At 61.7% G+C, this 24,389-nt stretch carries 21 protein-coding genes; 8 read left to right on the top strand and 13 right to left on the bottom strand.

The window, feature by feature from the left end:
• Nucleotides 1-201 precede the first annotated feature (201 nt).
• The 4 genes from upp to AACH39_RS15170 all read left to right on the top strand — a co-directional run bounded on the left by upp (nucleotide 202) and on the right by AACH39_RS15170 (nucleotide 3,522).
• Nucleotides 202-834 carry a uracil phosphoribosyltransferase gene (gene upp / locus AACH39_RS15185; protein WP_215777968.1) on the top strand — a complete coding sequence of 211 codons (633 nt, stop codon included), beginning with the start codon at nucleotides 202-204 and terminating at the stop codon, nucleotides 832-834.
• Between the two features lie 87 nt (nucleotides 835-921).
• On the top strand, nucleotides 922-1,560 hold the full coding sequence (locus tag AACH39_RS15180; RefSeq protein ID WP_338620508.1) for a hypothetical protein: 639 nt from the start codon (nucleotides 922-924) through the stop codon (nucleotides 1,558-1,560).
• A gap of 61 nt (nucleotides 1,561-1,621) precedes the next feature.
• The gene (locus AACH39_RS15175; RefSeq protein ID WP_215777973.1) at nucleotides 1,622-2,866 is read left to right on the top strand and encodes a uracil-xanthine permease family protein; all 1,245 of its coding nucleotides are present in this window, start codon (nucleotides 1,622-1,624) and stop codon (nucleotides 2,864-2,866) included.
• Nucleotides 2,867-2,970: 104 nt separating this feature from the next.
• The gene (locus tag AACH39_RS15170) at nucleotides 2,971-3,522 is read left to right on the top strand and encodes a hydrolase (RefSeq protein ID WP_215777975.1); all 552 of its coding nucleotides are present in this window, start codon (nucleotides 2,971-2,973) and stop codon (nucleotides 3,520-3,522) included.
• Nucleotides 3,523-3,591: 69 nt separating this feature from the next.
• On the opposite strand, the gene rplI is transcribed toward AACH39_RS15170, so the two are convergent.
• The 8 genes from rplI to AACH39_RS15130 form a co-directional block, all read right to left on the bottom strand.
• Nucleotides 3,592-4,041, bottom strand: a complete 450-nt coding sequence (gene rplI / locus AACH39_RS15165; protein ID WP_215777977.1) for a 50S ribosomal protein L9 — start codon at nucleotides 4,039-4,041, stop codon at nucleotides 3,592-3,594.
• 21 nt (nucleotides 4,042-4,062) lie between these two features.
• Nucleotides 4,063-4,290, bottom strand: a complete 228-nt coding sequence (rpsR, locus tag AACH39_RS15160; protein WP_133678808.1) for a 30S ribosomal protein S18 — start codon at nucleotides 4,288-4,290, stop codon at nucleotides 4,063-4,065.
• 4 nt (nucleotides 4,291-4,294) lie between these two features.
• Complete coding sequence (gene priB, locus AACH39_RS15155) at nucleotides 4,295-4,594, bottom strand: primosomal replication protein N (protein ID WP_215777979.1); 300 nt, start codon at nucleotides 4,592-4,594, stop codon at nucleotides 4,295-4,297.
• A gap of 10 nt (nucleotides 4,595-4,604) precedes the next feature.
• Complete coding sequence (gene rpsF / locus AACH39_RS15150) at nucleotides 4,605-4,982, bottom strand: 30S ribosomal protein S6 (RefSeq protein ID WP_215777981.1); 378 nt, start codon at nucleotides 4,980-4,982, stop codon at nucleotides 4,605-4,607.
• Between the two features lie 165 nt (nucleotides 4,983-5,147).
• Complete coding sequence (locus AACH39_RS15145; RefSeq protein WP_215777983.1) at nucleotides 5,148-5,351, bottom strand: heavy metal-associated domain-containing protein; 204 nt, start codon at nucleotides 5,349-5,351, stop codon at nucleotides 5,148-5,150.
• 9 nt (nucleotides 5,352-5,360) lie between these two features.
• On the bottom strand, nucleotides 5,361-5,675 hold the full coding sequence (locus AACH39_RS15140) for a metal-sensitive transcriptional regulator (protein WP_215777986.1): 315 nt from the start codon (nucleotides 5,673-5,675) through the stop codon (nucleotides 5,361-5,363).
• Between the two features lie 2 nt (nucleotides 5,676-5,677).
• A complete protein-coding gene (gene rlmB / locus AACH39_RS15135; RefSeq protein ID WP_215777988.1) occupies nucleotides 5,678-6,427 on the bottom strand; it encodes a 23S rRNA (guanosine(2251)-2'-O)-methyltransferase RlmB in 750 nt (249 codons plus the stop codon).
• A gap of 83 nt (nucleotides 6,428-6,510) precedes the next feature.
• Nucleotides 6,511-9,750 carry an EAL domain-containing protein gene (locus AACH39_RS15130; protein ID WP_252346087.1) on the bottom strand — a complete coding sequence of 1,080 codons (3,240 nt, stop codon included), beginning with the start codon at nucleotides 9,748-9,750 and terminating at the stop codon, nucleotides 6,511-6,513.
• Nucleotides 9,751-9,875: 125 nt separating this feature from the next.
• On the opposite strand from AACH39_RS15130, the gene mfd reads away from it, so the two are divergent.
• Complete coding sequence (gene mfd, locus AACH39_RS15125; protein WP_215777990.1) at nucleotides 9,876-13,280, top strand: transcription-repair coupling factor; 3,405 nt, start codon at nucleotides 9,876-9,878, stop codon at nucleotides 13,278-13,280.
• A gap of 58 nt (nucleotides 13,281-13,338) precedes the next feature.
• Here mfd and AACH39_RS15120 read toward each other — a convergent pair whose 3' ends face one another.
• Nucleotides 13,339-13,746: a hypothetical protein gene (locus AACH39_RS15120; protein ID WP_338620507.1), complete on the bottom strand. Its 408-nt coding sequence runs from the start codon at nucleotides 13,744-13,746 to the stop codon at nucleotides 13,339-13,341.
• Nucleotides 13,747-13,788: 42 nt separating this feature from the next.
• Nucleotides 13,789-14,247, bottom strand: coding sequence for a CesT family type III secretion system chaperone (locus AACH39_RS15115; protein WP_338620506.1), 459 nt, complete (start codon nucleotides 14,245-14,247; stop codon nucleotides 13,789-13,791).
• A 292-nt stretch (nucleotides 14,248-14,539) separates the two neighbouring features.
• On the opposite strand from AACH39_RS15115, the gene AACH39_RS15110 reads away from it, so the two are divergent.
• Entirely contained in the window at nucleotides 14,540-17,287 is a 2,748-nt protein-coding gene (locus tag AACH39_RS15110) for a ricin-type beta-trefoil lectin domain protein (RefSeq protein ID WP_338620505.1), read from the top strand.
• Here AACH39_RS15110 and AACH39_RS15105 read toward each other — a convergent pair.
• Together AACH39_RS15105 and ppsA are read right to left on the bottom strand one after the other, a co-directional pair.
• Nucleotides 17,284-18,144: a DMT family transporter gene (locus tag AACH39_RS15105; RefSeq protein WP_215777999.1), complete on the bottom strand. Its 861-nt coding sequence runs from the start codon at nucleotides 18,142-18,144 to the stop codon at nucleotides 17,284-17,286. The genes AACH39_RS15110 and AACH39_RS15105 overlap by 4 nt on opposite strands.
• Nucleotides 18,145-18,309: 165 nt before the next feature.
• Nucleotides 18,310-20,697 (bottom strand): phosphoenolpyruvate synthase, encoded by a 2,388-nt coding sequence (ppsA, locus tag AACH39_RS15100; RefSeq protein WP_215778001.1) that lies wholly within the window; start codon nucleotides 20,695-20,697, stop codon nucleotides 18,310-18,312.
• A 298-nt stretch (nucleotides 20,698-20,995) separates the two neighbouring features.
• On the opposite strand from ppsA, the gene AACH39_RS15095 reads away from it, so the two are divergent.
• Together AACH39_RS15095 and trpS are read left to right on the top strand one after the other, a co-directional pair.
• Nucleotides 20,996-21,817, top strand: coding sequence for a pyruvate, water dikinase regulatory protein (locus AACH39_RS15095; protein WP_215778003.1), 822 nt, complete (start codon nucleotides 20,996-20,998; stop codon nucleotides 21,815-21,817).
• A gap of 215 nt (nucleotides 21,818-22,032) precedes the next feature.
• On the top strand, nucleotides 22,033-23,064 hold the full coding sequence (gene trpS / locus AACH39_RS15090) for a tryptophan--tRNA ligase (protein WP_215778006.1): 1,032 nt from the start codon (nucleotides 22,033-22,035) through the stop codon (nucleotides 23,062-23,064).
• Between the two features lie 61 nt (nucleotides 23,065-23,125).
• On the opposite strand, the gene AACH39_RS15085 is transcribed toward trpS, so the two are convergent.
• Nucleotides 23,126-24,340 (bottom strand): dicarboxylate/amino acid:cation symporter, encoded by a 1,215-nt coding sequence (locus AACH39_RS15085; RefSeq protein WP_338620504.1) that lies wholly within the window; start codon nucleotides 24,338-24,340, stop codon nucleotides 23,126-23,128.
• Nucleotides 24,341-24,389: the final 49 nt, after the last annotated feature.

Here is a 24,389-nt window from a genome sequence, read left to right as displayed (position 1 = left end):
TGGTCTGGCACGACAGACCGTGCTAGAATACGCTCCCATACCTGCGTCAGTGTCAGAAAAGCGCCGCGGTTCACCGAAACCGGCCGGCAGCGCGACACCCGCACCGAGCGGCAGCGAAAGCTGCCGTTGACGTATGAAAAGCTGTTTTTCACCGGTCGCAGCCGTGGAAAAACAGCTTTTTCACAAGGTTTGGGACCCAGCATGAACATCACCGTCGTCAATCACCCGCTGATCCAGCACAAACTCGGCCTGCTGCGCGAGGGCGAAATCAGCACCATGAAATTCCGTCAGCTGACTCAAGAGCTGGCGCGTCTGCTCGCCTACGAAGCCACCCGCGACTTCGAACTGGAAACGGTCACCATCGAGGGCTGGTGCGGCCCGATCGAGGTGCAACAGATCAAGGGCAAGAAAGTGACCGTCGTGCCCATCCTGCGTGCCGGCCTCGGCATGCTCGACGGCGTGCTCGATCTGGTGCCGTCGGCCAAGATCAGCGTCGTCGGCCTGTACCGCAACGAAGAAACCCTGGAACCGGTTCCCTACTTCGACAAGTTCGTCGACAGCCTGGACGAGCGCATCGCCCTGATCATCGACCCGATGCTGGCCACCGGCGGCTCGATGGTCGCCACCATCGACCTGCTCAAGCGCAAGGGCTGCAAGCACATCAAGGCCGTGGTCATGGTAGCGGCACCGGAAGGAGTGAAAGTCGTCAACAGCGCCCACCCGGACGTGCAGATCTATTCGGCCTCGCTCGACAGCCACCTGAATGAAGTCGGCTACATCATCCCGGGTCTGGGCGATGCCGGCGACAAGATCTTCGGCACCAAGCACGCCTGACATGACATCCGACACCACGCCGCTTGCCCCTTTTGGCCAAGCGGCTTTTTTGCAACCTGCCGAAACGCCACACCAGAGGAAACAGCCATGAACGCCTGGCAACAGATCGACCATGATTTTCTGCTGCGCTTTCCCGGCGGCCTGTCCGACCCGGACTGGCTGACGCTCGGCAAGAAGCACAAGAGTGTCAACAACGTCATGCGGCTGTGCGCCGAAGGCCTGGCCGAACCCGCCATGGCCGCTGCCCTGGCGAAGGATGATCTGGCCGGTCTGATCGACACCTGCCGCCAGATCATCGGTCGCAGCACCACGGTCAGCACCTTCGAAAAGATGGCCATGCGCAATTATCTGGCCTTCAGCGACGTACACCGGCCCTTCCTGCACAGTCTGCATGCCCTGCTGCATCACTTCGGACCGCGCAGCTTTGCCGATTTCGTCGAGGTGCTGCAGCTCTGCCGCCACGACCACAACGCCAACCCGGCCAAGTGGCCGGTCGTGACCTGCTTCCTGGCCTACAGCCAGCCGTTCGAGCATGTCTGCATCAAGCCGACCACCATCAAGCGTCTGGCGGCACGGCTGCAGGTGGATATTGCCTATCAGGCACTGCCCAATTACGACACCTACCAGCGGGTACGGCAAATGGTGCAGACCTTCCGCCAGCACAGCACCCTGGCAGCCGGACAGAACAACATCATTGCCCAGGCCATCATGTACTGCACCGCATGAAGGACAACATGGCGCCGGAACGGCGCCCCCATTATCACTATCCCGACAAGAGAGATCGCCCATGTTCCAACAACTGAAGTTAGCCGTCTCCGGCGCCCAGATCCTGTTCGTCGCCTTCGGCGCGCTGGTTCTGGTGCCGCTGCTGACCGGTCTGAACCCCGCCATGGCCCTGCTGGGCGGCGGCATCGGTACTTTGCTGTTCCAGCTCTGCACCCGGCGCCAGGTACCGATTTTCCTCGGCTCCTCCTTTGCCTTCATCGGACCGATCATCTACTCGGCCCACACCTGGGGCATGCCCTCGACCCTGTTCGGCCTGTTCTGTGCCGGCTTCATGTACTTCCTGTTCGCCGCACTGATCCGCTGGCGCGGCATCGAGATGGTCAATCGGCTGCTGCCCCCGGTGGTCATCGGCCCGGTCATCATGATCATCGGCCTGTCCGTCGCCGGAGCCGCCTCGAACATGGCCATGGGCCGTGCCGGCGGCGCACAGGTCATGGATTACCACACGGCCCTGCTGCTGGCCGGCATCTCGCTGGCCACCACCATCGTGGTGTCGCTGTTTGCCCGCGGCATGTTCCGCCTGGTGCCGATCCTGGCCGGGGTCAGCGTCGGCTACCTGTGCGCCGTGTTCATGGGTCAGGTGGATCTGGCCAAAATCGCCGCAGCACCGTGGTTTGCCGTACCGCACTTCATCACCCCGCAGGTCAACTGGGCGGCCGCCTTGTTCATGCTGCCGGTCGCCATTGCGCCGGCCATCGAACATATTGGCGGCGTGATGGCCATCGGTGGTGTCACCGGCAAGGACTACACCAAGCATCCCGGCCTGCACCGCACGCTGTTCGGTGACGGCCTGGGCGTCTGTCTGGCCGGTCTGATCGGCGGCCCGCCGGTCACCACCTATGCCGAAGTCACCGGCGCGGTCATGATTACCCGCAACTTCAATCCGGTCACCATGACCTGGGCTGCCCTGTTTGCCATCGCCATGGCCTTCTTCGGCAAGTTCAACGCACTGCTGCAGTCGATCCCGATGCCGGTCATGGGCGGCATCATGGTGCTGCTGTTCGGCACCATCGCCTCGATTGGTCTGAAAACCCTGATCGAAGCCAAGGTCGACCTGATGGAACCACGCAATCTGGTGATCATCTCGGTGGTACTCACCGCCGGCATCGGTGGCCTGGAACTGAAAATCGGCAACCTTGGTCTGGCCGGTGTCGGCCTGTGCTCGCTGCTGGCACTGATCCTGAACCTGATTCTGCCCAAACATGCCCCCAGTCATGAGGGGATTCCGGAAGGGCAGGATCTCTGACAAGACAGGCCGGGACGACCCCCGGCCTTTTCTTCCGCTGAGCAGCTGGCTGGCCCCTGATGCGCAGGGTATGATTCTGGCATTCACCGCTCAGGAGCCCTACCATGCTGCTCGACAAGCAACACGCTGTTCTGCTGGTCATCGATGTACAGGAAAAACTGCTCCCCGCCATCCTCGACGCCCCCCTGCTCGAACGCCGCCTGGCCTGGCTGATCGGCGCCTGCCATGACCACCAGCTGCCGATTGTCTTCTCCGAGCAATATCCGCGCGGTCTCGGACAGACGCTGCCGGCCTTGCTGGCCCTGGCCCCGGACGCCAGCGTGGTCGACAAGCTGCACTTCTCCTGCATCGCCGCCGGCTGCCTGCCGGACCATGCCCTGCGGCAACGGCACTTCATCCTGTGTGGTATGGAAAGTCATGTCTGCGTGCTGCAAACCGCCATGGATCTGCTGCGCCTGGACAAGCAGGTCTTCGTGGTGGCAGATGCCATCGGCAGCCGCCATGCAGCCGATCACCAGCTGGCACTGGAACGGCTGCGCCAGGCAGGAGCCCAGATCGTGACGCGTGAGATGGTGCTGTTTGAAATCCTGCAGCAGGCCGGTACCGATGCCTTCAAGGCCGCCAGCAAGACCTATCTGCAGGGGGAACAGCCCTGAGCAATGGATCGGCGCAGAAAAGAAAAAAGGCTGCCCTCAGGCAGCCTTTTTCATACGATCAGACGAGGATCAGGCCAGAGCCGAAACCACGATCTTGATCGGTGCAACCACGTCGTGGTGCAGGGCGATTTCCAGTTCGTATTCGCCGATGGCCTTCAGCGGGCCGTTCGGCAGGCGAACTTCGTGACGCTTGATTTCAACGCCGAAAGCGGTAACCGCTTCAGCGATGTCAACGTTGGTCACCGAGCCGAACAGGCGGCCATCAACACCGGCCTTTTGTTCGATGGTGACAACAGCGCCTTCCAGCTTTTCGCCACGAACCTTGGCATCAGCCAGGATCTGAGCTTGCTTGGCTTCGAGTTCGGCGCGACGAGCTTCGAACTCTTTCAGGTTGGCTTCCGTTGCACGCTTGGCCTTGCCTTGCGGGATCAGGAAGTTACGGCCGTAGCCGTCCTTGACCTTGACGACATCGCCCAGTTGACCCAGGTTGGCTACTTTTTCGAGCAGAATTACTTGCATCTTGTCTGTTCCTTTCCCGGATTAGTGCTGATCGGTGTACGGCAGGAACGCCAGGAAGCGAGCACGCTTGATCGCGGTGGTCAGCTGACGCTGGTAGCGGGCCTTGGTGCCGGTGATGCGAGCCGGGATGATCTTGCCGTTTTCGGCGATGAAATCCTTCAGCAGTTCAACCGACTTGTAGTCGATTTCCTTGATGCCTTCTGCCGTGAAGCGGCAGAACTTCTTGCGCTTGAAGAGTTGACGTGCCATTTGTCTAACCTTTTACAAATTCAACGTATTCGATATGCAGTACCAACCGCGGATTTTTCAGACTGCGCTGACTGAGGAAACCGGTGAGTGTCACCGTGTTGCCGGCCAGCTTGCCCGCATGGAGCGGCGCCTGTTTGCCGATCAGGACGGCCTGGATTTCACAGGTCACATCCCGCTCGAAGCCTGCTTCATTCTGCTTCGAATGGTGCCTGAGCCACATTTCCAGCACCGGGAGACCGGCCGGGGTGTATCTCAGTGCTTCTTCGCGTTCGACTGTCGCGGTCAATACCAGGTGATTCTGCAAAACATCCGCCTCAGGCAGCGGCTTCAGCCTCTTCAGCCGATTGCTGACCGTCGAGCAGGTTCTTGGCCTTCTCGTCCTTCATCATCGGGGAAGCTTCAGTCACGGCATGAGCCATCTTGATGGTCAGATGACGCAGAACCGCATCGTTGAATTTGAATGCGTGTTCAAGTTCAGCGAGGGTTTCGGTTGCGCACTCGATGTTCATCAGAACATAGTGAGCCTTGTGCAGCTTCTGGATCGGGTAAGCCAGTTGACGGCGGCCCCAGTCTTCCAGACGGTGAATCACGCCACCAGCGCTGACAACCATGCCCTTGTAGCGTTCGATCATCGCCGGAACCTGTTCGCTTTGGTCCGGATGTACGATGAACACAATCTCGTAATGACGCATGTGAACTCCTTTTGGATTAAAGCCCTTCCACCATGCGTGTGGAAAAGCAAGGGTAGAAACCGGGCGATTCTACGCAAAAACCCCTCGCCAGGCAAGCAAATACCTGATGAAACGAGGGATTTTTCCGGTAATGGTTAAAAAGGTGTCTGATTCGCGCCCGTTGACTCAGGCAACGTCAAAGCCGGCCGCGCGCACAGCATCGGCCAGACGGGCCGGTGCCAGTTCAGCGGCCAGCTCAACCGTCACCCGGCCGCTGGGCAGATCCACCGCGACCGCCTCGACGCCGTCCAGCGCCTTGAGCGCCTTTTCCACGCTGGCGGCACAACCGCCGCAACTCATTCCCTGCACCTGCAAGACTTGCTGGCTCATGGCCCGCTCCTATCTGATTTTCTTCACCACATCCAGCAGCTCGGCCGCCATCTCCTGCGCCGAGGCCGTACCGAACGAACGTGCCACACAACCCTGCACATGGTTTTCCAGCAATTGCATCGCCACCGCATCCAGCGCCGATTTCACCGCCGCCACCTGGGTCAGCACATCCACACAATAACGATCATCGGCGATCATGCCGCTGATCCCACGCACCTGACCTTCGATGCGGGCCAGACGCTGCAACAGCCGGGTCTTGTCCGGTTGCACCACCGACTTGTCCGCGCCGGTCGAGCAACCACAGTCGTGCGTGGCTTCACTCATGTTTACCCCTCGGCCGCCAGCACACGCTGGCGACGGCTCTCGGCCAGCACCATACCGGCCGACACCGATACATTCAGACTTTCCACCGTACCGAACATCGGAATCGAGACCAGCACATCGCAATGTTCGCGCGTCAGACGGCGCATGCCCTCGCCCTCGGCGCCCATCACCCAGGCCAGCGGACCACGCTGATCGAAATGGAACAGATCGGTATCGGCTTCCATGGTGGTGCCAGCGATCCACACGCCGGCATCCTTCAGATCACGCAGCGTGCGCGCCAGATTGGTCACCATGATGTAGGGCATGGTTTCGGCCGCGCCGCAGGCGACCTTCGACACCGTGGCATTGATGCTGGCGGCGCGATCTTTCGGCGCAATCACCGCATGGGCGCCCATGGCGTCCGCCACCCGCAGGCAGGCACCCAGATTATGCGGATCGGTCACGCCATCCAGGATCAGCAACAGCGGCGGCTCCTGCAGACTGTCGAGCACATCCTCGACACTGACAAACTGGTGGCTGGCATCAATCCAGGCAGCGACCCCCTGATGACGGGCATTGCCGGTCAGGCTGTCCAGCCGGGTCTTGTCCACCACATGCAGCTTGACCCCTTCCGACTGCGCCCGCTCGGACACCGCGCGCGCGCGCTCATCCTGACGGCCGCCGGCCAGATAGATCTCGATCAGACTCTTGGGGTTTTGCCACAGACGGGCATTCACGGCATGAAACCCGTGTATCAGGCGCTTGTTGCTCATTATTTACTCATATGAAGATTCGCGGCTATTTAACCGCGCAGCGCCGGGGAATGCAACCGCAATGCCCGACAGAGCCCACGATCTCAGCGCGCCGGCTGCACGATCTCCTCATCCGCGGCCAGCCAGGCAACAAAATGCTCGGCGGGCATCGGCTTGCCGAAGTAATACCCTTGCAGCGTATCGCAACCAATGTTCTGCAGGAAATTGGCCTGCCCCTCGTGCTCCACCCCTTCCGCCACCACCGCAAAGCCGAGCTTGCGTGCCATCGCCAGCACCGCCTCGGTAATCGCCGCACTATCCCCATCCTGCGGCAGACCATCAATAAAGGAGCGGTCAATTTTCAGCGAGTCCAGCGGGAAGCGCTTCAGAATCGACAAGGACGAGTAGCCGGTCCCGAAATCATCAATCGCCAGCTTCACCCCCAGATGCTTGAGCTCATTGAGAATCCGCACCGTCTCGACCGGATTCTGCATAATCATGCTCTCGGTGATCTCCAGCTCCAGCCGGTGCGGCGCCAGATCGGTCTGCTGCAGCGCCTCGGCCACCAGACCGATCAGATTGGCCTGCTCAAACTGGCGAGCCGACAGGTTGACCGCCACACGCGGCACCGACAAACCCTCGCGATCCCAGGCGGTCAGCTGGCGACAGGCATGCCGCAGCACCCAGGCGCCGATCGGCTTGATCAGACCGGTTTCCTCCGCCAGCGGAATGAAGCGCCCCGGCGCCACCAGTCCCAGCTGCGGGTGACGCCAGCGCAGCAGCACCTCGACCCCGACCAGCTCGCGGCGCTTGGCATCGACCTGCGGCTGGAAATGCAGCTCGAACTCATCGCGCTCCAGCGCCAGCCGCAGACTGTTCTCCATCACCAGCCGTTCCACGGTCTGGGCATTCATCTCGGCATCGAAGAACTCATAGGTATTCTTGCCGGAGTCCTTGGCGCGATACATCGCGGCATCGGCATTTTTCAGCAGGGTACGTGCATCGGCACCGTCATTGGGATACACACTGACACCGATACTGCCGGTGACATACACCTCGTGCTCCTCCAGACGCAGCGGCTTGGCCAGCACCCCCAGCACCTGCTCGGCAATCGCCGACAGATCTGCCTGGCCCTCGAAATCCGATACCAGCAGGGTAAACTCATCCCCCCCCAGCCGCGCCAGCATGCCGCGATCACCGATCGCATTGGCCAGACGAATGGCAATGACACGCAGCAGCTCATCCCCCGACTGGTGACCAAACGAGTCATTGATCAGCTTGAAGCGATCCAGATCGATGAAAATCACCGCCAGCTTGCCCTCGCCCTCCACCATCGACAGCAGACGATCTTCCAGCGCCGAGATCAGGCAACTGCGGTTGGGCAGACGGGTCAGCGGATCGTGATTGGCCAGGAAGTGCATGCGCTCCTGCGCCTGCTTGCGCACCGTGATATCGGCAAACAGGCCGACATAGTTCACCACCATGCCCTGCGCATCCAACACCACCGACAGCGACAGCTCGGCGGGATACCACTCGCCATTCTTGCGCCGGTCGAGCATCTCGCCACGCCAGTAGCCCTGGCTGCTGAGCGCGCTCATCATCTGCGCATAGTTATCACGCTGCTCATCACTGAAGACCCGCGAGACCTTGCCGAGCGCTTCCTCGCGCTGATAGCCGGTAATGCGGGTAAAGGCACGGTTCACCGCAATGATGCGCAGCTCGGCATCACAGATCAGAATGCCTTCGGCCGAGGTCTCGAATACCTTGGCGGTCAGCTGCTGATTGGCATCGGCGGCGATGCGGTCCGAGATATCCAGTGCAAAACCAATGCTGGCCTGACGGCCGTTATAGTCGAACAGGCGGCTGTGCACCTCGACATCCAGCAGGCTGCCATCGCGGCGCACGATGCGGGTGGTGTAATGCATGATCGGCAACTGCTGGTCAAAGCGCAGACGGACCTGCTCGCGGATGCGCGACAGCTCCTCTGCCGGCAGGATGTCCTCCAGGCGGCAACCATGCAGCGACTCGCTGCTGCCGCCGAGCATTTCGGCCAGCTTGTCATTGAGATAGACCAGACGGTCATCCTGGAAAATGAAAATCCCCGCCAGCGACTGCTCAATCAGTGCGCCATACTTCTGCTCGGCTTCCTGAACCGCCTGCTGCTGCTTGCGTGATTCGGTGATGTCGGTCACCACCGAACCAATCCCGGCCGGCAGGCCCTGGGCATCAAACAAGGGGAACTTGGACACCAGCAGATAGTAATTGCGGCCCGCCACCTCGACATCGTATTCAAACTGCCGCGGTTCCAGGCAACGCAGTACCATCTCGTCCTGCGCGCGAATCTTGCTGGCCATCTCGACCGGAAACAGTTCACTCGGCCGTTTGCCGATCATGTCGATCGGCGCCAGACCGACATGGGCGGCGTAGGCACGATTGACCATGGCATAGCAACCATCCGGCCCCTTGAAGGCCATCAGGTTTGGACTATTGTTGACCAGGGCTTCAACCCGCGCCTGAAACTCGCCCAGGCTGCGCTCATGCCGACGCTGCACTGCCACCACGGCCGCCACCACCAGCCCCATGATCTCGGCCGACAACAGCACCAGCCCATCGGCGACGGCACCATACGTCGTGCCGCCGAGATTGAACCCCGTCAGCAGCACCATCACCATCACGCAGACCAGCGCGACGCCACGCCAGGTCAGGCGATAGGCAGCCACCACGATCACCGGCAGGAACAACAGGGCACTGGGAAACAGCAAGAGATGGCGTCCCGGATACAGCGCCAGACCAATCCCGAGCGTCAGCAGGCCATACAGCAGCAGCTCCACCAGGCGACGACGCTCCGGCGCTTCGTCGCTCATCGCCGGCGGTACCAGCGCACACAGGCACAGACTGGCGCAGCCCCACACCATGCCGCCCCAGGCCAGCAGATGCAGCGACACGTCAAACAGCAGGGAAAGCAGGGACAGCGACAGCGCCAGCAACAGCGCCGGATAGAAAATCAGCCGCAGTACCAGGCGTAGCAGACTGGCCGGACTGTCGAGCGACTCGCGCTCCGTGGTCAGCCCCAGCAGCGACAGAGCGGCAGCCAGCCCATACAAAGAGAGCGACAGACAAGCGGCCCAGCCAGGCGGAGAAAAAGGCAGCATGGCCAGGAAAGCACACAGCGGCCACCACAGCACCGGTGCCGCGCGACGCGCACGCACCACGCTGGCGGCAAAAAAAGCGTGCGGCAGAAAGGAGGCCAGTGAAATGGCAGCCAGCGGCGCCCGGGGCCAAAAGGCCAGGGCGGCAAGAAAGCAGAGGAAGGCCCCTGCATCGGACAGTCTTTTGGCATTCACGCCCGCAGATTCCCTCATTGTCTCCCGAGCGGCCGGTCAACCGGTCTTTCCTGCCGGGAACCTTTCTGAAACAGCCATCGGGCTGCTGGTATAATACCGTGAGCGCCATGAATGTGAAGCAATTTATGTTGGACAAATACCCCGAAATTCCTTCCCCAGGACAGAAACATCGCCTCGGCACCTTGCCGGAAGGCGTGGATGCCGCGTGGCTGGCCGGCCTGGCCCGCCAGGCAGAACGTCCGCTGCTGATCCTGACCGCCGATGCCCAGTCCGCACAGCGACTGCAGGCGGAAATCCCTTTTTTTGATCCGGCATTGCGCGTGGCGCTGTTTCCCGACTGGGAAACCCTGCCCTACGATCATTTCTCGCCGCACAGCGACCTGATCAGCGAACGCCTGGCCACCCTCTGGCAGATCCGCCATGGCGAGTGCGATGTGGTGCTGGCACCGCTGTCGACCGTGATGACCCGGCTGCCGCCGGTGTCCTTTCTGCTCGGCCGCACCTTCTTCCTCCAGACCGGCCAGACCCTCGACGTCGAGGCACTGCGCGCCGATCTGGTCACTGCCGGTTACAACCACGTCACCCAGGTCATGGTGCCGGGCGAGTTCTCCCTGCGCGGCGGCCTGATCGACCTGTTTCCGATGGGCTCGGTGCTGCCCTACCGCATTGACTTGTTCGATCGCGACATCGAGACCCTGCGCACCTTCGACCCGGACAGCCAGCGCACCCTCTACCCGGTGCCGGAAGTCCGCATGTTGCCGGCACGCGAGTATCCGGCCGACGAAGACGGCGTCACCCGTTTCCGCCAGCACTACCGTGAAAAAATCGAAGGCGACCCGTCGAGAAGCCGCATCTACCGCGACGTCTCGCAGCAACTCTTTCCGGCGGGCATTGAATACTATCTGCCGCTGTTCTTCGACGAGACCGCCACCCTGTTCGACTACCTCGGCGACAACGCCCTGGTGGTGCTGCACCACGTTGACGTGGCCGAGGCCGAGCAATTCTGGCGCGATGTCGACAGCCGTTACCTGATGGCGCGCAGCGACAGCGAACGCCCGGTACTGCCGCCGGCCGAACTGTTCCTGCGCCCCGACGACCTGATGCGCCGCCTGAAAGACTTCGCGCGCTACGAGCTGCCGCGCGACGGCGAAGCGACGGCCGGCATCCAGTCGCTGCCCGCCCTGGCGGTCGATCGCCGTGCCGAACAGCCGCTGCACCGTCTGCAGGCCTTCCTGCAGCAACAGCCCGGTCGCGTGCTGCTGATTGCCGAAAGCATGGGGCGACGCGAAACCATGCTGCAGTTTCTGGCGGAAAATGGCCTCAAGCCGCAAACCACCGACAACTGGCAAGGTTTCCTCGGCGGCCAGGCGCCGCTGATGCTGACGGTCTCGCCGCTGTATCGTGGCTTCTGCCTGCGTGAACCGGCCATCGCCGTCATCACCGAAACCGAGCTCTATCAGCATATCGCGCGCAGCCAGACCCGGCGCGCGCGCAGCAAACCCCAGTCAGACGCCATGCTGCGCGACCTGGCGGAGATCAAGATCGGCGACCCGGTGGTGCATGAGCAGCATGGCATCGGCCGCTACATGGGTCTGGTTTCCATGGATCTGGGCGAAGGCACCAGCGAAATGATGCAGCTCGAGTACGCCGACAACGCCAAACTGTATGTGCCGGTGTCTCAGCTACAGCTGATCTCGCGCTATGCCGGCAGTGCCAGCGACAACGCCCCGCTGCACCGGCTGGGCGCACCGGCCTGGGAAAAGGCCAAACGCAAGGCCGCGGAGAAGGCGCGCGACACCGCGGCCGAACTGCTCAATCTGTACGCCCAGCGTGCGGCACGCGAAGGCCACAGCTTCTCGCTGGCCCACCACGATTACGACGCCTTTGCCGCCGGCTTCGGCTTCGAAGAAACCCCGGATCAGGCCAGCGCCATCCAGGCGGTCATTGAGGATATGTGCTCCGGCAAGCCGATGGACCGGCTGGTCTGCGGCGATGTCGGCTTTGGCAAGACCGAAGTGGCGCTGCGCGCCGCCTTCGTGGCCGTCATGGGCGGCAAGCAGGTGGCCGTGCTGGTGCCGACCACCCTGCTGGCCGAGCAACACTTCCAGAATTTCAGCGACCGCTTTGCCGACTGGCCGGTGAAGATTGCCGAACTGTCCCGCTTCCGTTCGGCCAAGGAGAGCAAGGCCGCACTGGAGGGTCTGAAAACCGGCGCCGTCGACATCGTCATCGGCACCCACAAGCTGGTGCAGCCGGATATCGAATTCAAAAACCTCGGTCTGGTGATCATCGACGAAGAGCACCGTTTCGGCGTACGGCAGAAAGAGCAGCTCAAGCGCCTGCGCGCCAATGTTGACGTGCTGACCCTGACCGCCACCCCGATTCCGCGCACGCTGTCGATGGCGCTGGAAGGCCTGCGCGACTTCTCCGCCATCGCCACCGCCCCATCGCGCCGTCTGGCGGTCAAGACCTTCGTCTCGCCACTGTCCAATGGCGTGATCCGCGAAGCCATGCTGCGCGAACTCAAGCGCGGCGGTCAGGTGTTCTTCCTGCACAACGAAGTCGACACCATCGAGAACATGCACCAGAAGCTGGCCGAGCTGATTCCGGAAGCGCGCATCGGCGTGGCGCACGGCCAGCTGCGCGAACGCGAGCTGGAGCAGGTAATGCGCGACTTCCTGCAGCAGCGTTTCAACGTGCTGCTGTGCTCGACCATCATCGAAACCGGCATCGACATCCCCAATGCCAACACCATCCTGATCAACCGTGCCGACAAGTTCGGCCTGGCCCAGCTGCACCAGCTGCGTGGCCGGGTCGGCCGCTCGCATCACCAGGCCTACGCCTATCTGCTGACCCCGGATGGCATGACCAAAGACGCCGCCAAGCGGCTGGAAGCCATCCAGATGTCGGGCGAACTCGGCGCCGGCTTCTATCTGGCCATGCATGATCTGGAAATCCGCGGGGCTGGCGAAGTACTGGGCGAAGGGCAATCGGGTGAAATGCAGGAGGTCGGCTTTGCGCTTTACACCGAAATGCTCAAGCAGGCGGTGCGCGACCTGAAGAAGGGCCGTCAGCCCGATCTGGATGCCCCGCTGGGCGTGACCACCGAGATCAATCTGCATGGCCCGGCTCTGCTGCCGGAAGACTACTGTCCGGACGTGCACGAACGGCTGGTGCTGTACAAGCGGCTGGCCACGTGCGAAACCGACAGCGAGATCGACGCCATTCACGAAGAGCTGGTCGACCGCTTCGGCCTGCCGCCGCAGCCGGTCAAGACGCTGATCGACAGCCACCGCCTGCGGCTGGCCGCCAAACAGCTGGGGGTGCAGAAGGTCGATGCCAGCGACAGTGCCATCCAGCTGACCTTCATCGCCAACCCGCCGATCGAGCCGATGAAGATCATCAGCCTGATCCAGAGCAAGCGGAACTACAAACTGGCCGGCCAGGACAAACTGCGCGTCGAGGTCGGCATCGAGGACGTGGCCCTGCGCGTGGTGCGGGTCAAGGAGCTGTTCAAGGAGTTGAGCTGACCAAACCACGCCCTGCCAGGACGGCAGGGCGTGGTGGTTTCAGCACGAGGCGACAGGCTTAGGGCCGTGAAATAGCGTGGTTAATTTGCAAGGCCACGTTGGTTTTGGCCAGCAAATTGCTGCTGCTACCGCTGTTGATGAACTTGGGACGCGGAATCTTGCCCGCACTGCCAGCATCCGTCTGGCCAGCTTGACGGCCCCCCTGGCCCAGCACACGTCGGAAATCGCTGACCGTCGCGGAGGTCTTGTCACCGAGATTTGCCCCTTCACTGTTCAAAAACTCCACCGCCCGCCGCTTAGACTCGAGAGAACCCCACATATTGTGCCCCCCGTACGCAAACTTCCCCGATGCGTTCACCAACACGGTGGAGCTACCCTGCAAGTTCTCCATGCGGCTCAGAATCTCTTTAGGAGACGAATCGGTCGTCAGACGCGCCCCACCCATGGCACTGGCAAATAAACTCATAATTTCAACCTCAAGATAAAGTAGATAACAGCGGCTAAAAAGTCAGCGGCCAGGCAGGATCGGCGGCCCGCGGCGTTCACCCGGCGAGCCAGGTCCACTGGCCGGTGCGGTCAACTGCAGCCACAGCGCCGCCGCCTCAGCCAGCAGCCCGTCAAAGGCCTCCAGCAGTTGTGGCAGGGTCGACCCACTGAGCGGCAAGCGCAGCCACATCGTCAGACGATCCTGTTCATCCAGCGCCAGCACCGGCTGCCAGCGCCGGGGGCTAATCTGGTTAGCCTGCAGCAGGCGACGCCACCCGGCTTCCGATGCAGCCGGCTGCGCTGCGCTCAGATCCACCAGCACAAAGCAATGCTCGCGATCGATATGACCAAAATGCAGTGTGTAGCGCTGATCCACTTCCAGTGTCAGCATATCCTGCCCCTCAACAAAACCTGTTCCTGGCATGCCGATATGCTTCAGCAGTTCACCCACCACCCGATGGAAATTGTCCAGATCCTGCATCTCCCGCCTCTTTAAGTTGCAACTGACTTGCCTGGCATCGTGCCGTCCGGCGCGACAGCACGCTTTGGCAAACGTCCCGTCTTTAGCAAAAGTTGCCCCAGGCAGCGGTGGCAGACCCAAAAACTGACAGTGGAGACTGAAGGCACCGGCCGATAACAGCCAAAACACGGCAAGGGAAGATTCAATTGCAGCCAGTCATGACTAAGCTGCACGCCCTTTTGTAGCGCGTTTCCCATTCATGACTGCAAGGAGTTCCTGTCAGATGCACGTGTTTTCTCCCAGACGCAACAGAATGTGCGCCCTCGCCCTGTTCTGCCTGCCGGCATTGGGCTGGAGCCATGCCATGCCGACGGCCATCGCCGAAGACCAGACCTGGCGGTTGTGGCCGGATGGCGTGGTGTATTACGAATTGATCGAGCAGGCCTCACACAGTGATCCGGCCCAGAGCGAGACACGGCGCCCGCTGGATGCGGCCGCACGGCAGGTTTTGCTGGAGGCGATGCAACACATTCGTCAGCGCACGGCAGAGGCCGTGGTGTTCGTGCCCTCCACCGATCATCCGCAGCGCGTCCGGATGTCACTGATGCCCGACCACCCGGATCAGCATCTTTGCGGCATCGCCAGTGTGGGCTATCACAGCCATGCCACGCTGCAGCTGACCGATCGAAGCGATTGCAAAACACGTGCCGTTGCGCTGCATGAGCTGATGCATACGCTGGGTTTCCTGCATGAAAACCAGCGCTTTCAGGCCATCATGGATCACGAGCGGCGCCCTTGGGCACGAGGCTTTTATGCCGATACCCGCGAGCAGGTCGATCATGACTCGATCACCTACAACGATGGCGTGCAGGGAGAACGACTGGACCAGCAACGTCAACCGCACGACATCCTGCTGGTGAGACTGCGCCACGGCAGCGACGCCACGGGACGATGGTTTCAGGAGCTGTCGACTCAGGATGTGGCCAGCATCCGCCAGTACTATCGTCCCGAGCAGACACTGGCCGGCCAATTGGCACGGGCCGCACGCGAGCGACCGGATCTGACATTTCAACGTTTGTCGATCGAGCAGGGACAATGTCTGCAAACAGGCGCCATTCCAGGCAACCAGACCGTTGGGCAGCACCGCTGGCGCGAGCTGTTCGTGGCACGCTGCGATGAACTGTCACCCGGGCAACGCTGGGCCTTCGACCGCCACGGTGCCCTGCACAGCCTGCCTTATCCTGATCATTGTGTGATGCGGCTGGCGGAAACGGCGCACGATGCGCGCGCCGGCAGCCATGCCGCGCTGGTACGTTGCCGCCCGGGAGAACCGGCCCAGCAGTGGCAGCAGCGCTCAGGTCAACTGGTCTCGCAGGCGCAGCCACATTTGAGCCTGCAATTTGATCCACAGCGACGCAATGTACTGGTCTGGGGGCAGGACGAGCGACTCAGGTCGCAGTGGCAAGCGCTGGCAGTGACGACGCCGGGAGCCAGACCGGTGGTGGCGGCCCAAGCCGCCGCCTTCGACCCCTGGCAATTCACGCTGAACCGCCAGCCGCACCTTGGCGAATCGGTTCTGCGCCTGCGTCAGGGGGAGTACTGCCTCGGCAGCGCTGCCGGTGCGACATCTACGACGATCCCGCTGAGCATGCAACGCTGCGACACTCGTCGCAGCCTGCAGTGGCAACTGATCCGGGGGCGTCTTGGTAACGTCGCGCATCCTGGCTGGTGCCTGGACAGCAGCGGAGAACCGGCCAGACCGAGCGCCATGCCGGTTCTGCAGCCTTGTCGCGAGGGCCGACGACCACAGCGCTGGACCATACAGAGCATCACAGGCAGTGCGCAGCAGGTCCTCAGCACCAGCTTCAATGCCCTGCTGAGCGAGGACCTGCACCTGCTGGCCACCTCGCCAGACAGACAGCTGTTTTTTGCCCGCCCGCGCGCGCCGGGTCTGCGCAGCGGCTGGCAAATCGAGCCCTTCGGTCAGCAGCCCGCACCGGCACCACGTGCAACAGAGCCCGGCCCCACACCGCACTCCCTGCCTGACGCCGCCGGACGGATGATTCCTCTGCTTGGCGGTGCCAGTGCGCGACAAACGGCCAAGCAGTGCCTGCAAATTCTGGCGGGACGCCCACCCGGTTTTGACCCGCAGGAACGCGGGGTCGGCATCGCAGACTGTGACCCGGGCAAGCCGCTCCAGCGCTGGTCATTACTCGATAACGGTCAGTTGCGCAGCCCTGCCCTGCCCGGGCTGTGTCTGGGCAGAAACCGGGCCCGGCTTGGCCAGGAACGACACCACAGCTACCTGCAACGAGGGTTTCGCCTGACCGGTTACGCCGCCATGCAGCCCTGCCAGGATCAGGCGCCGGATCAGCAATGGCACTGGCGCACCCCGCGCTACGGGCATCTGGGTGGTGGAGAGGCCGGTGCGCAACTGACCCTGCGCGACAGTCCTGATTTGTCGCTGATCGTCGATGGCAAGGCGCAGGGGCCGCAGCTGCGGATTGGACAGGCGGATGTGGCAGACCTGTTTCAATTTTACCGCTGGCAACCGACCCGGGCCCCGATCGCCATGCCCAATGCCCTGGGCGGGATACGGGCACTGGAATGGGCCTCTCCCGGGCAACGCTGGGGACAGGATGCGCCGGGATACCGCGGACAAGGGTTCAATATGGCTGGCGCCCGACCATTCAGGCCATTGCGCTGGCATGACAGTCAGCAGTGTCTGAGCGTGCGGGCCGAGGGCGTCTGGCGTGTGGTGCTGGCCACCTGCCAGCCCGGGGCCAGTGAGCAACGCTGGCGCATTGACGGACAATACCGGCTGATCAATGAGCGCCATGCGCAGCAATGCCTGCTGCGTCAGGGTAATCAGGTCCTGCTGGGTGACTGCCGGGATAAGCAGGCCCTGCGGCACTGGTTCCATAACGACAGTCATCAGTTGGACAGCCTGGACCAGGCGCCGTTGCGCTTGCGTCGCAGTGCACAAGGCGATGTCGTGCTGGACCCGCAGGGTTACTCGGGATTTGCCTCGCGCTGGTACTGGCAAGACAGCACGCGCTAACGTCGCTGGCCGATGAGCACCCCCAGCAGCACCAGGGCACAAGCCAGCATCTGCGGCAGGCTGAGGGTCTCTCCCAGGACAATCCAGGCACTGAGCACGGTCATGACCGGGATCAGGTTGTTGAAGGAGGCGGCGACCGTCACGGGCACCCGGGTCACCGCCCAGATATGCAGGCCATAGGCACCCAGGGTCACCCCGGCGCCCAGATAGAGGATCAGCAGGCAGGCGCCGAGCGGGTAATGCTGCGGCAGCTGCACGCCGGGCAACAACATGCCGGCGCCGAACCACAGACAGCCCATCAGGGCGGGCATGCCGGTCATGACCAGCGGCGAGTAGCGGTCCGACAGTTTTTTGACAATCAGTACGAAGGCCGCCGAGCAGCACATGGCGGCCAGCTCCAGCAGGTTGCCCAGCCAGGGGTCGGGCGCATGTTCGTCCGGATGGCTGCCCAGCGTCAGCCAGATGATGCCGGCACAGGACAGACACAAGCCCAGCCATTTGTGCAAAGACACTTTCTCGCGCAGGAACAGCATGGCGCCCAGGGCCACCAGAAACGGCATGGCGCTGGTGATCATGCCGGCCTGGGAGGCACTGGTGTACTGCAGCGCCCGCGCTTCGAACAGGAAATACAGACAGGGTTCGATCAGCCCCATGGCCAGCAGCCACTTCCAGTCCCCCGCCCGGTAGTCGAAACGCACGCCGCCGCGCCACCAGACCAGCAGGCCCAGACACAGCGAGGCCACCAGCATGCGGGCAAACAGCACCACCATGGGATCAAAGACAGCAAACACCAGCTTGAGCACGACAAAGGTACTCGACCACAGGAACATGGCGGTCAGAATGGCAACATACGGCACGGCAATCCCTAATTCATATTTGATTATTTTGTCTGCATATTGTCGCCTGCCAGGCCGCCTGCTGTCGAATGAGACAACTCGGAAAATTGCCCCCCATGGCGCGCGGCCTGCGACAAACAAAGAAAAACCGCCCGGAGGCGGTTTGTCCTTGCCAGGCCAAAGGCCTTACTGATTCAGTTCCTTGGCCAGGTAGAGCCAGGTTTCTACCACGGTGTCCGGGTTGAGCGAGACCGTTTCGATCCCCTCTTCCACCAGCCACTTGGCGAAATCCGGATGGTCCGACGGGCCCTGGCCGCAAATACCGATGTATTTGTCCAGCTTGCGGCAAGCCGAGATCGCCATCGACAGCATAGCCTTCACCGCTTCGTTACGCTCGTCGAAGGTCGAGGCGATCGGGCCGCCGGAGTCGCGGTCCACCCCCAGGGTCAGCTGGGTCATGTCATTGGAGCCGATGGAGAAGCCATCGAAATGCTGCAGGAACTTCTCGGCCAGAACGGCATTGGTCGGCAGCTCGCACATCATGATCAGGCGCAGGCCATTTTCTCCGCGCTTCAGGCCATTGTGGGCCAGCAGCTCGACCACCTTCTCGGCTTCCGCCAGGGTACGCACGAAGGGGATCATGACCTCGACGTTAGTCAGGCCCATCTCGTCGCGTACCTTCTTCATGGCACGGCATTCGAGGTCGAAGCAGTCGCGGAAGGATTCCGACACATAACGCGCCGCGCCGCGGAAACCGATCATCGGGTTTTCTTCGTGCGGTTCGTAGGCCTGGCCGCCGATCAGGTTGGCGTACTCGTTGGACTTGAAGTCCGACATGCGCACGATGACCTTTTTCGGATAGAAGGCAGCGGCCAGCGTGGCGATGCCTTCGGCCAGCTTGTCGACATAGAAGTCGACCGGGCTGGCGTAGCCGGCGATGCGTTCGCGGATCACGGCCTTCAGCTCATCCGATTGCTGGTCGAATGCCAGCAGTGCCTTGGGGTGGATGCCGATCTGACGGTTGATGACGAACTCCAGACGAGCCAGACCCACGCCTTCGTTCGGCAGCTGGGCAAAGTCAAAGGCCAGTTCCGGGTTGCCGACGTTCATCATGATCTTGACCGGGCTCTTGGGCATCTTGTCCAGCGCCAGATCGATCACCTCGATGTCCAGCAGGCCATCGTAGATGTTGCCGGTATCGCCTTCCGAGCAGGACACGGTCACCTGCATGCCGTCCGACAGCACATCGGTGGCATCGCCGCAGCCGACAACGGCCGGAATGCCCAGTTCGCGTGCAATGATGGCCGCGTGGCAGGTACGGCCGCCACGGTTGGTGACGATGGCCGCAGCACGCTTCATGACCGGTTCCCAGTCCGGGTCGGTCATGTCGGTCACCAGCACGTCGCCCGGCTTGACGCGATCCATTTCGGCTGCGCTCTTGATCAGGCGCACCACGCCCTGGCCGACCTTCTGGCCGATGGCACGGCCTTCACACAGGATCTTCGACTTGTTCTTCAGGCGGTAGCGGCGCAGGGTCTCGACACGGTTTTCCTGCGACTTCACGGTTTCCGGACGAGCCTGCAGGATGTACAGCTTGCCGTCGATCCCGTCACGGCCCCACTCGATGTCCATCGGGCGACCGTAGTGTTTTTCGATGATCAGGGCATAGTGCGCCAGCTCGCTGACTTCGGCATCGCTGATGGAGAAGCTCAGACGGTCCTTGTCTTCCACGTCGACGGTACGCACCGAACGGCCAGCCTGCGAGGCGTCGGTAAACTCCATCTTGATCAGCTTGGAGCCGCGGTTCTTGCGCAGGATGGCCGGACGACCTGCCTTGAGGGTCGGCTTGTGCACATAGAATTCGTCCGGGTTCACAGCACCCTGGACCACGGTTTCGCCCAGGCCATAGGAGGCGGTGATGAACACCACGTCTTCGAAGCCGGATTCAGTGTCGATGGTGAACATCACACCGGCGGCGCCACAGTCCGAGCGCACCATGCGCTGGATGCCGGCCGACAGGGCGACCACGTCGTGGGCAAAGCCCTTGTGCACGCGGTAGGAAATGGCGCGGTCATTGTACAAAGAGGCGAACACATGCTTGATCGCCTCTTTGACATTGTCCAGCCCGCGGATATTCAGGAAGGTTTCCTGCTGACCGGCGAATGACGCGTCCGGCAGGTCTTCGGCGGTCGCGGAGGAACGGACGGCGACCGAGATGTCGCTGTTGCCGGCATCGGCGACCATTTTGTCCCAGGCAGTCTTGATGTCTTGCTCAAGCTTGGCCGGGAAGGGGGTATCGATGATCCACTGGCGAATTTCCTTGCCGACACGCGCCAGTTCGGTCACGTCTTCGATATCCAGCTTGGCCAGCGCCTGATTGATGCGGTCTGCCAGGCCGTTGTGCTGCAGGAAATCACGGTAGGCTTCGGCGGTGGTTGCAAAACCGCCCGGAACACGGACGCCGGAATGGGCCAGCTGACTGATCATTTCCCCCAGGGAGGCGTTCTTGCCGCCCACCTGCTCGACATCGGTCATCCGCAGATGCTCGAACCAGATCACGTAATTCTCTGCCATCACTTCATTTCCTGTTTTGGATTGGAACGGTAGAAGCCGAGATTCTATCCGAATAACCCTGGCTTTGCGTAGTGCATTTTGCATCGCACAATCCTGATATACCGGGCTTTCTGGCGCATTTCCGACAATTCCACCTGCATAATGTTGACGTAAAAATATCTTCACATAAAGTTAATGTAGTCTTCAAACTACAAGGGGCGCGGGTTCACCCCTGAGAAAACCTGCATGACAACCCGAGCGTCATGACAACAACGCGGTATACTTGAATTCCGGATTTATCGTGCAAACAGGTGCATCCATGCCACACCAACGTTCCGCCTTTTTCATTTCCGACCGTACCGGCATCACGGCCGAGTCGCTGGGGCAGACGCTGCTGACCCAGTTCGACACGCTGGAATTCCATCGCGAGACGGTTCCGTTCATCGACACCGTGGAGAAGGCGCAGGCGCTGGCAGCACGTATCCGCGAGCGGGCGCAGATCGATCATCACAAGCCACTGGTGTTCACCAGTATCGTCAACCCGGAGATCCGCCGGGTGCTGAAGATCGACAATGCGCTGGTGATCGACTTCTTCGAGACCTTCATCAGCGAGCTGGAAGCCGAACTCGGGCAGAACGCCTCGCTCACCATGGGCAAGGCGCACGGCATGGTGAGCGAAGAGAAGTACGACCACCGTATTGAAGCGGTGAACTTCTCGCTCAACCATGACGACGGCGTCAAACTGAAGGATCTGGCCGAGGCCGACGTGATCCTGGTTGGCGTATCGCGCTCGGGCAAAACCCCGACCTGTCTGTACCTTGCTCTGCAGTACGGCATCAAGGCCGCCAATTATCCGCTGACACCGGAAGACCTGGACACCACCTCGCTGCCGAAGATCCTGCTGCCCTATCGCAGCAAGCTGTTCGGACTGACCATCGACCCGGCCCGGCTGCACCATATCCGCTCCGAACGGCGCCCGGATTCGCGCTACGCCAGCCTGGACAACTGCCGCTTTGAGGTCAACGAGGCCGAATCGATGTTCCGCCAGCATGCCGTGCCCTTCATCAGCACCACGCACAAATCCATCGAGGAAATTGCCTCTACCATCATGCACAAGGCCACGCTAGAGAGACATTTCTGAAAACATTGGGTCCCTTGACGGAAAGCGGGCAACGTGGTCTGATAGCCCGCATGACGAATTCAAGCACACGCCTCTCCAACTGGTGGTGGCGCCACAACTAGGCGCCCGGGAGAGTCGTACCCCAAACACCCGGAGGCAGCCGGCCAGGCGACCCCGGGTTTTTTGTTTCCGGGCTTCACCGGCCGCCTCCAGAAATCTGAAAACGGAGATTGCGGATGGAAACACAGGAAAACAAACCGGTTACGGCCTCGGACATTATTCTGACCGGTGACCGGACCACTGGCCCGCTGCACCTGGGCCACTATGTCGGCTCGCTGAAAAACCGTGTGGTGTTGCAGGAGGTCTGCCCGCAGTTCCTGCTGCTGGCCGATGCCCAGGCCCTGACCGACAACATGGGCAATTACGTCAAGGTGCGCGACAACGTGCTGCAGGTGGCGCTGGACTATCTGGCTGCCGGCATCGATCCGGCCAAGAGCACCATCTTCATCCAGAGCCTGGTGCCGGAACTGTCCGAGTTGTCTTCCTACTACCTCAACCTGGTGACCGTGGCACGGCTGGAACGCAACCCGACCATCAAGGACGAGATCAAGCTGCGCGGTTTCGAGCGCGACATCCCTGCCGGCTTCCTCACCTATCCGGCAGCGCAAGCGGCCGACATCACCGCCTTCAAGGCCACCGTGGTGCCGGTTGGTGCCGACCAGATCCCGATGATCGAACAGACCAATGAAATCGTACGTCGCTTCAACAACAGCGTGAATGACGAGATCCTGGTCGAATGCCGTGCCCTGGTGCCGGAAAACGGTGCACGTCTGCCGGGTATCGACGGCAAGGCCAAAATGTCCAAGTCGCTGGGCAATGCCCTGCCGCTGTCGGCCTCGGAAGACGAAATCCGCCAGGCCGTGAAGATGATGTTCACCGACCCGAATCACCTGCGCGTGGCCGACCCGGGTCAGGTGGAGGGCAATGTGGTCTTCACCTACCTGGATGTGTTCGATCCGGATACCGCTGCGGTGGAAGAGCTGAAAGCGCATTACCGCCGTGGCGGCCTGGGCGATATGGTGATCAAGCGTCGTCTGGAGGAAATCCTGCAGGCCCTGCTGGCGCCGATCCGTGCTCGCCGCGAAGAGTTCGCCCGTGATCCGGCACAGGTCATGGCCATGCTGAAGGAAGGCACCAACAAGGCGCGCGAAGCGGCAGGCCGCACCCTGTCTGAAGTCAAGGGCGCCATGGGCATCAACTACTTCTGAGCCTGCCTGCACGATCCCCGGCCGGAGCACCGCGCGTGCTCCGGCTTTTTTTGCGCCTTACTCAGGCGCGCGACACTTCGGCATAGCGTGCATCGTCAAACTCCCCCTCGCTTTTGGCCACCAGCACCGCCGCCAGCGCATCACCCGAGATATTGGTCGAGGTATTGATCATGTCGATGATGCGGTCAACGGCCGCGACGATGGCAATCACCTCCAGCGGCAGGCCCACGCTGCTGAGCACCAGACTCATGACCACCAGACCGGTTCCCGGCACACCGGCCGCGCCCATGGCGCCCAGCGTGGTGGTGAGTACCACCATCAGTTTCTGTAGCAGAGACAGCTCGACCCCGGCTGCATTGGCGGCAAAGATCGCCACCGCCCCGAGATAGGTGGCCAGCCCGTTCATGTTGATGGTGGAGCCCAGCGGCAGAACGAAGGCCGAAATGGTCTGGCGCACGCCGAGCCGGTTGGCGGTATCCAGCGTCATCGGCAACGCGGCGTTGGAGCTGCAGGTGGAAAAGGCGAACAACTGCACTGGCAGCATCTTGTTCATGAAGGGCAGCGGGTTGAGGCCGGCCAGGCGCAACAGACCGCCATAGACCACGGTCAGCACCAGCAGGCAGGACAGATAGAGCGTGCCGACCAGCGATGCCAGCTGACTGAGCATGCCCAGGCCATTATTGGCTGTCACCCAGGCCATGAGGGCGAACACCCCGAGCGGGGCAAGGCGCAGCAGCATGCTGATCAGGCGAAAGATCACCTGGTTGAGGGCATCGAAGAAATGCGTCACCGGCCGGGCCGCCTCGCCGCAGAGATTGATCGCCAGACCGAACAGCAGGGAAAACAGCATCACCGGCAGGACCTGGCCCTGTGCCATGGCCTGCACCGGGTTGGTCGGCATCAGGCTGGACCAGTCCATCGCCATGTCCTGTACCACCGACTGGTGCGCATAGTGCAAACCCTTGCCGATCGAGAAGGTCTCGGCCAGCACCATCGACAGGATGGCCGAGAGCATCATGGTCAGGGCATAGATCAGCAGGGTCTTGACGGCGATGCGACGCATGCGCGACAGATCGTTGAGCGCGGTGACCGCACAGACCAGCGAGACGAAGATCACCGGCATGACCATCATGCGGATCAGGGCGACAAACAGATCACCGAGCGGCTTGAGCCATTGAGCCTGCTGGCCGAGCAGCAGACCGGCGAGCACGCCGGACACCATCGACAGCAGAATCACCAGCCAGGGCGGAAGTGATTTTCGAGCAAAAATTGCCACGTGTTTTCCCATATCGAGTTCAGAAAAACGCCCAGTCTCGACTGCGAAT

Origin of the sequence: Paludibacterium flexuosum, from assembly GCF_037076605.1 — a bacterium.
Classification (GTDB): domain Bacteria; phylum Pseudomonadota; class Gammaproteobacteria; order Burkholderiales; family Chromobacteriaceae; genus Paludibacterium.
The sequence above is the reverse complement of the archived record's forward strand: the minus strand, read 5'-3'. Positions and strand labels throughout refer to the sequence as shown.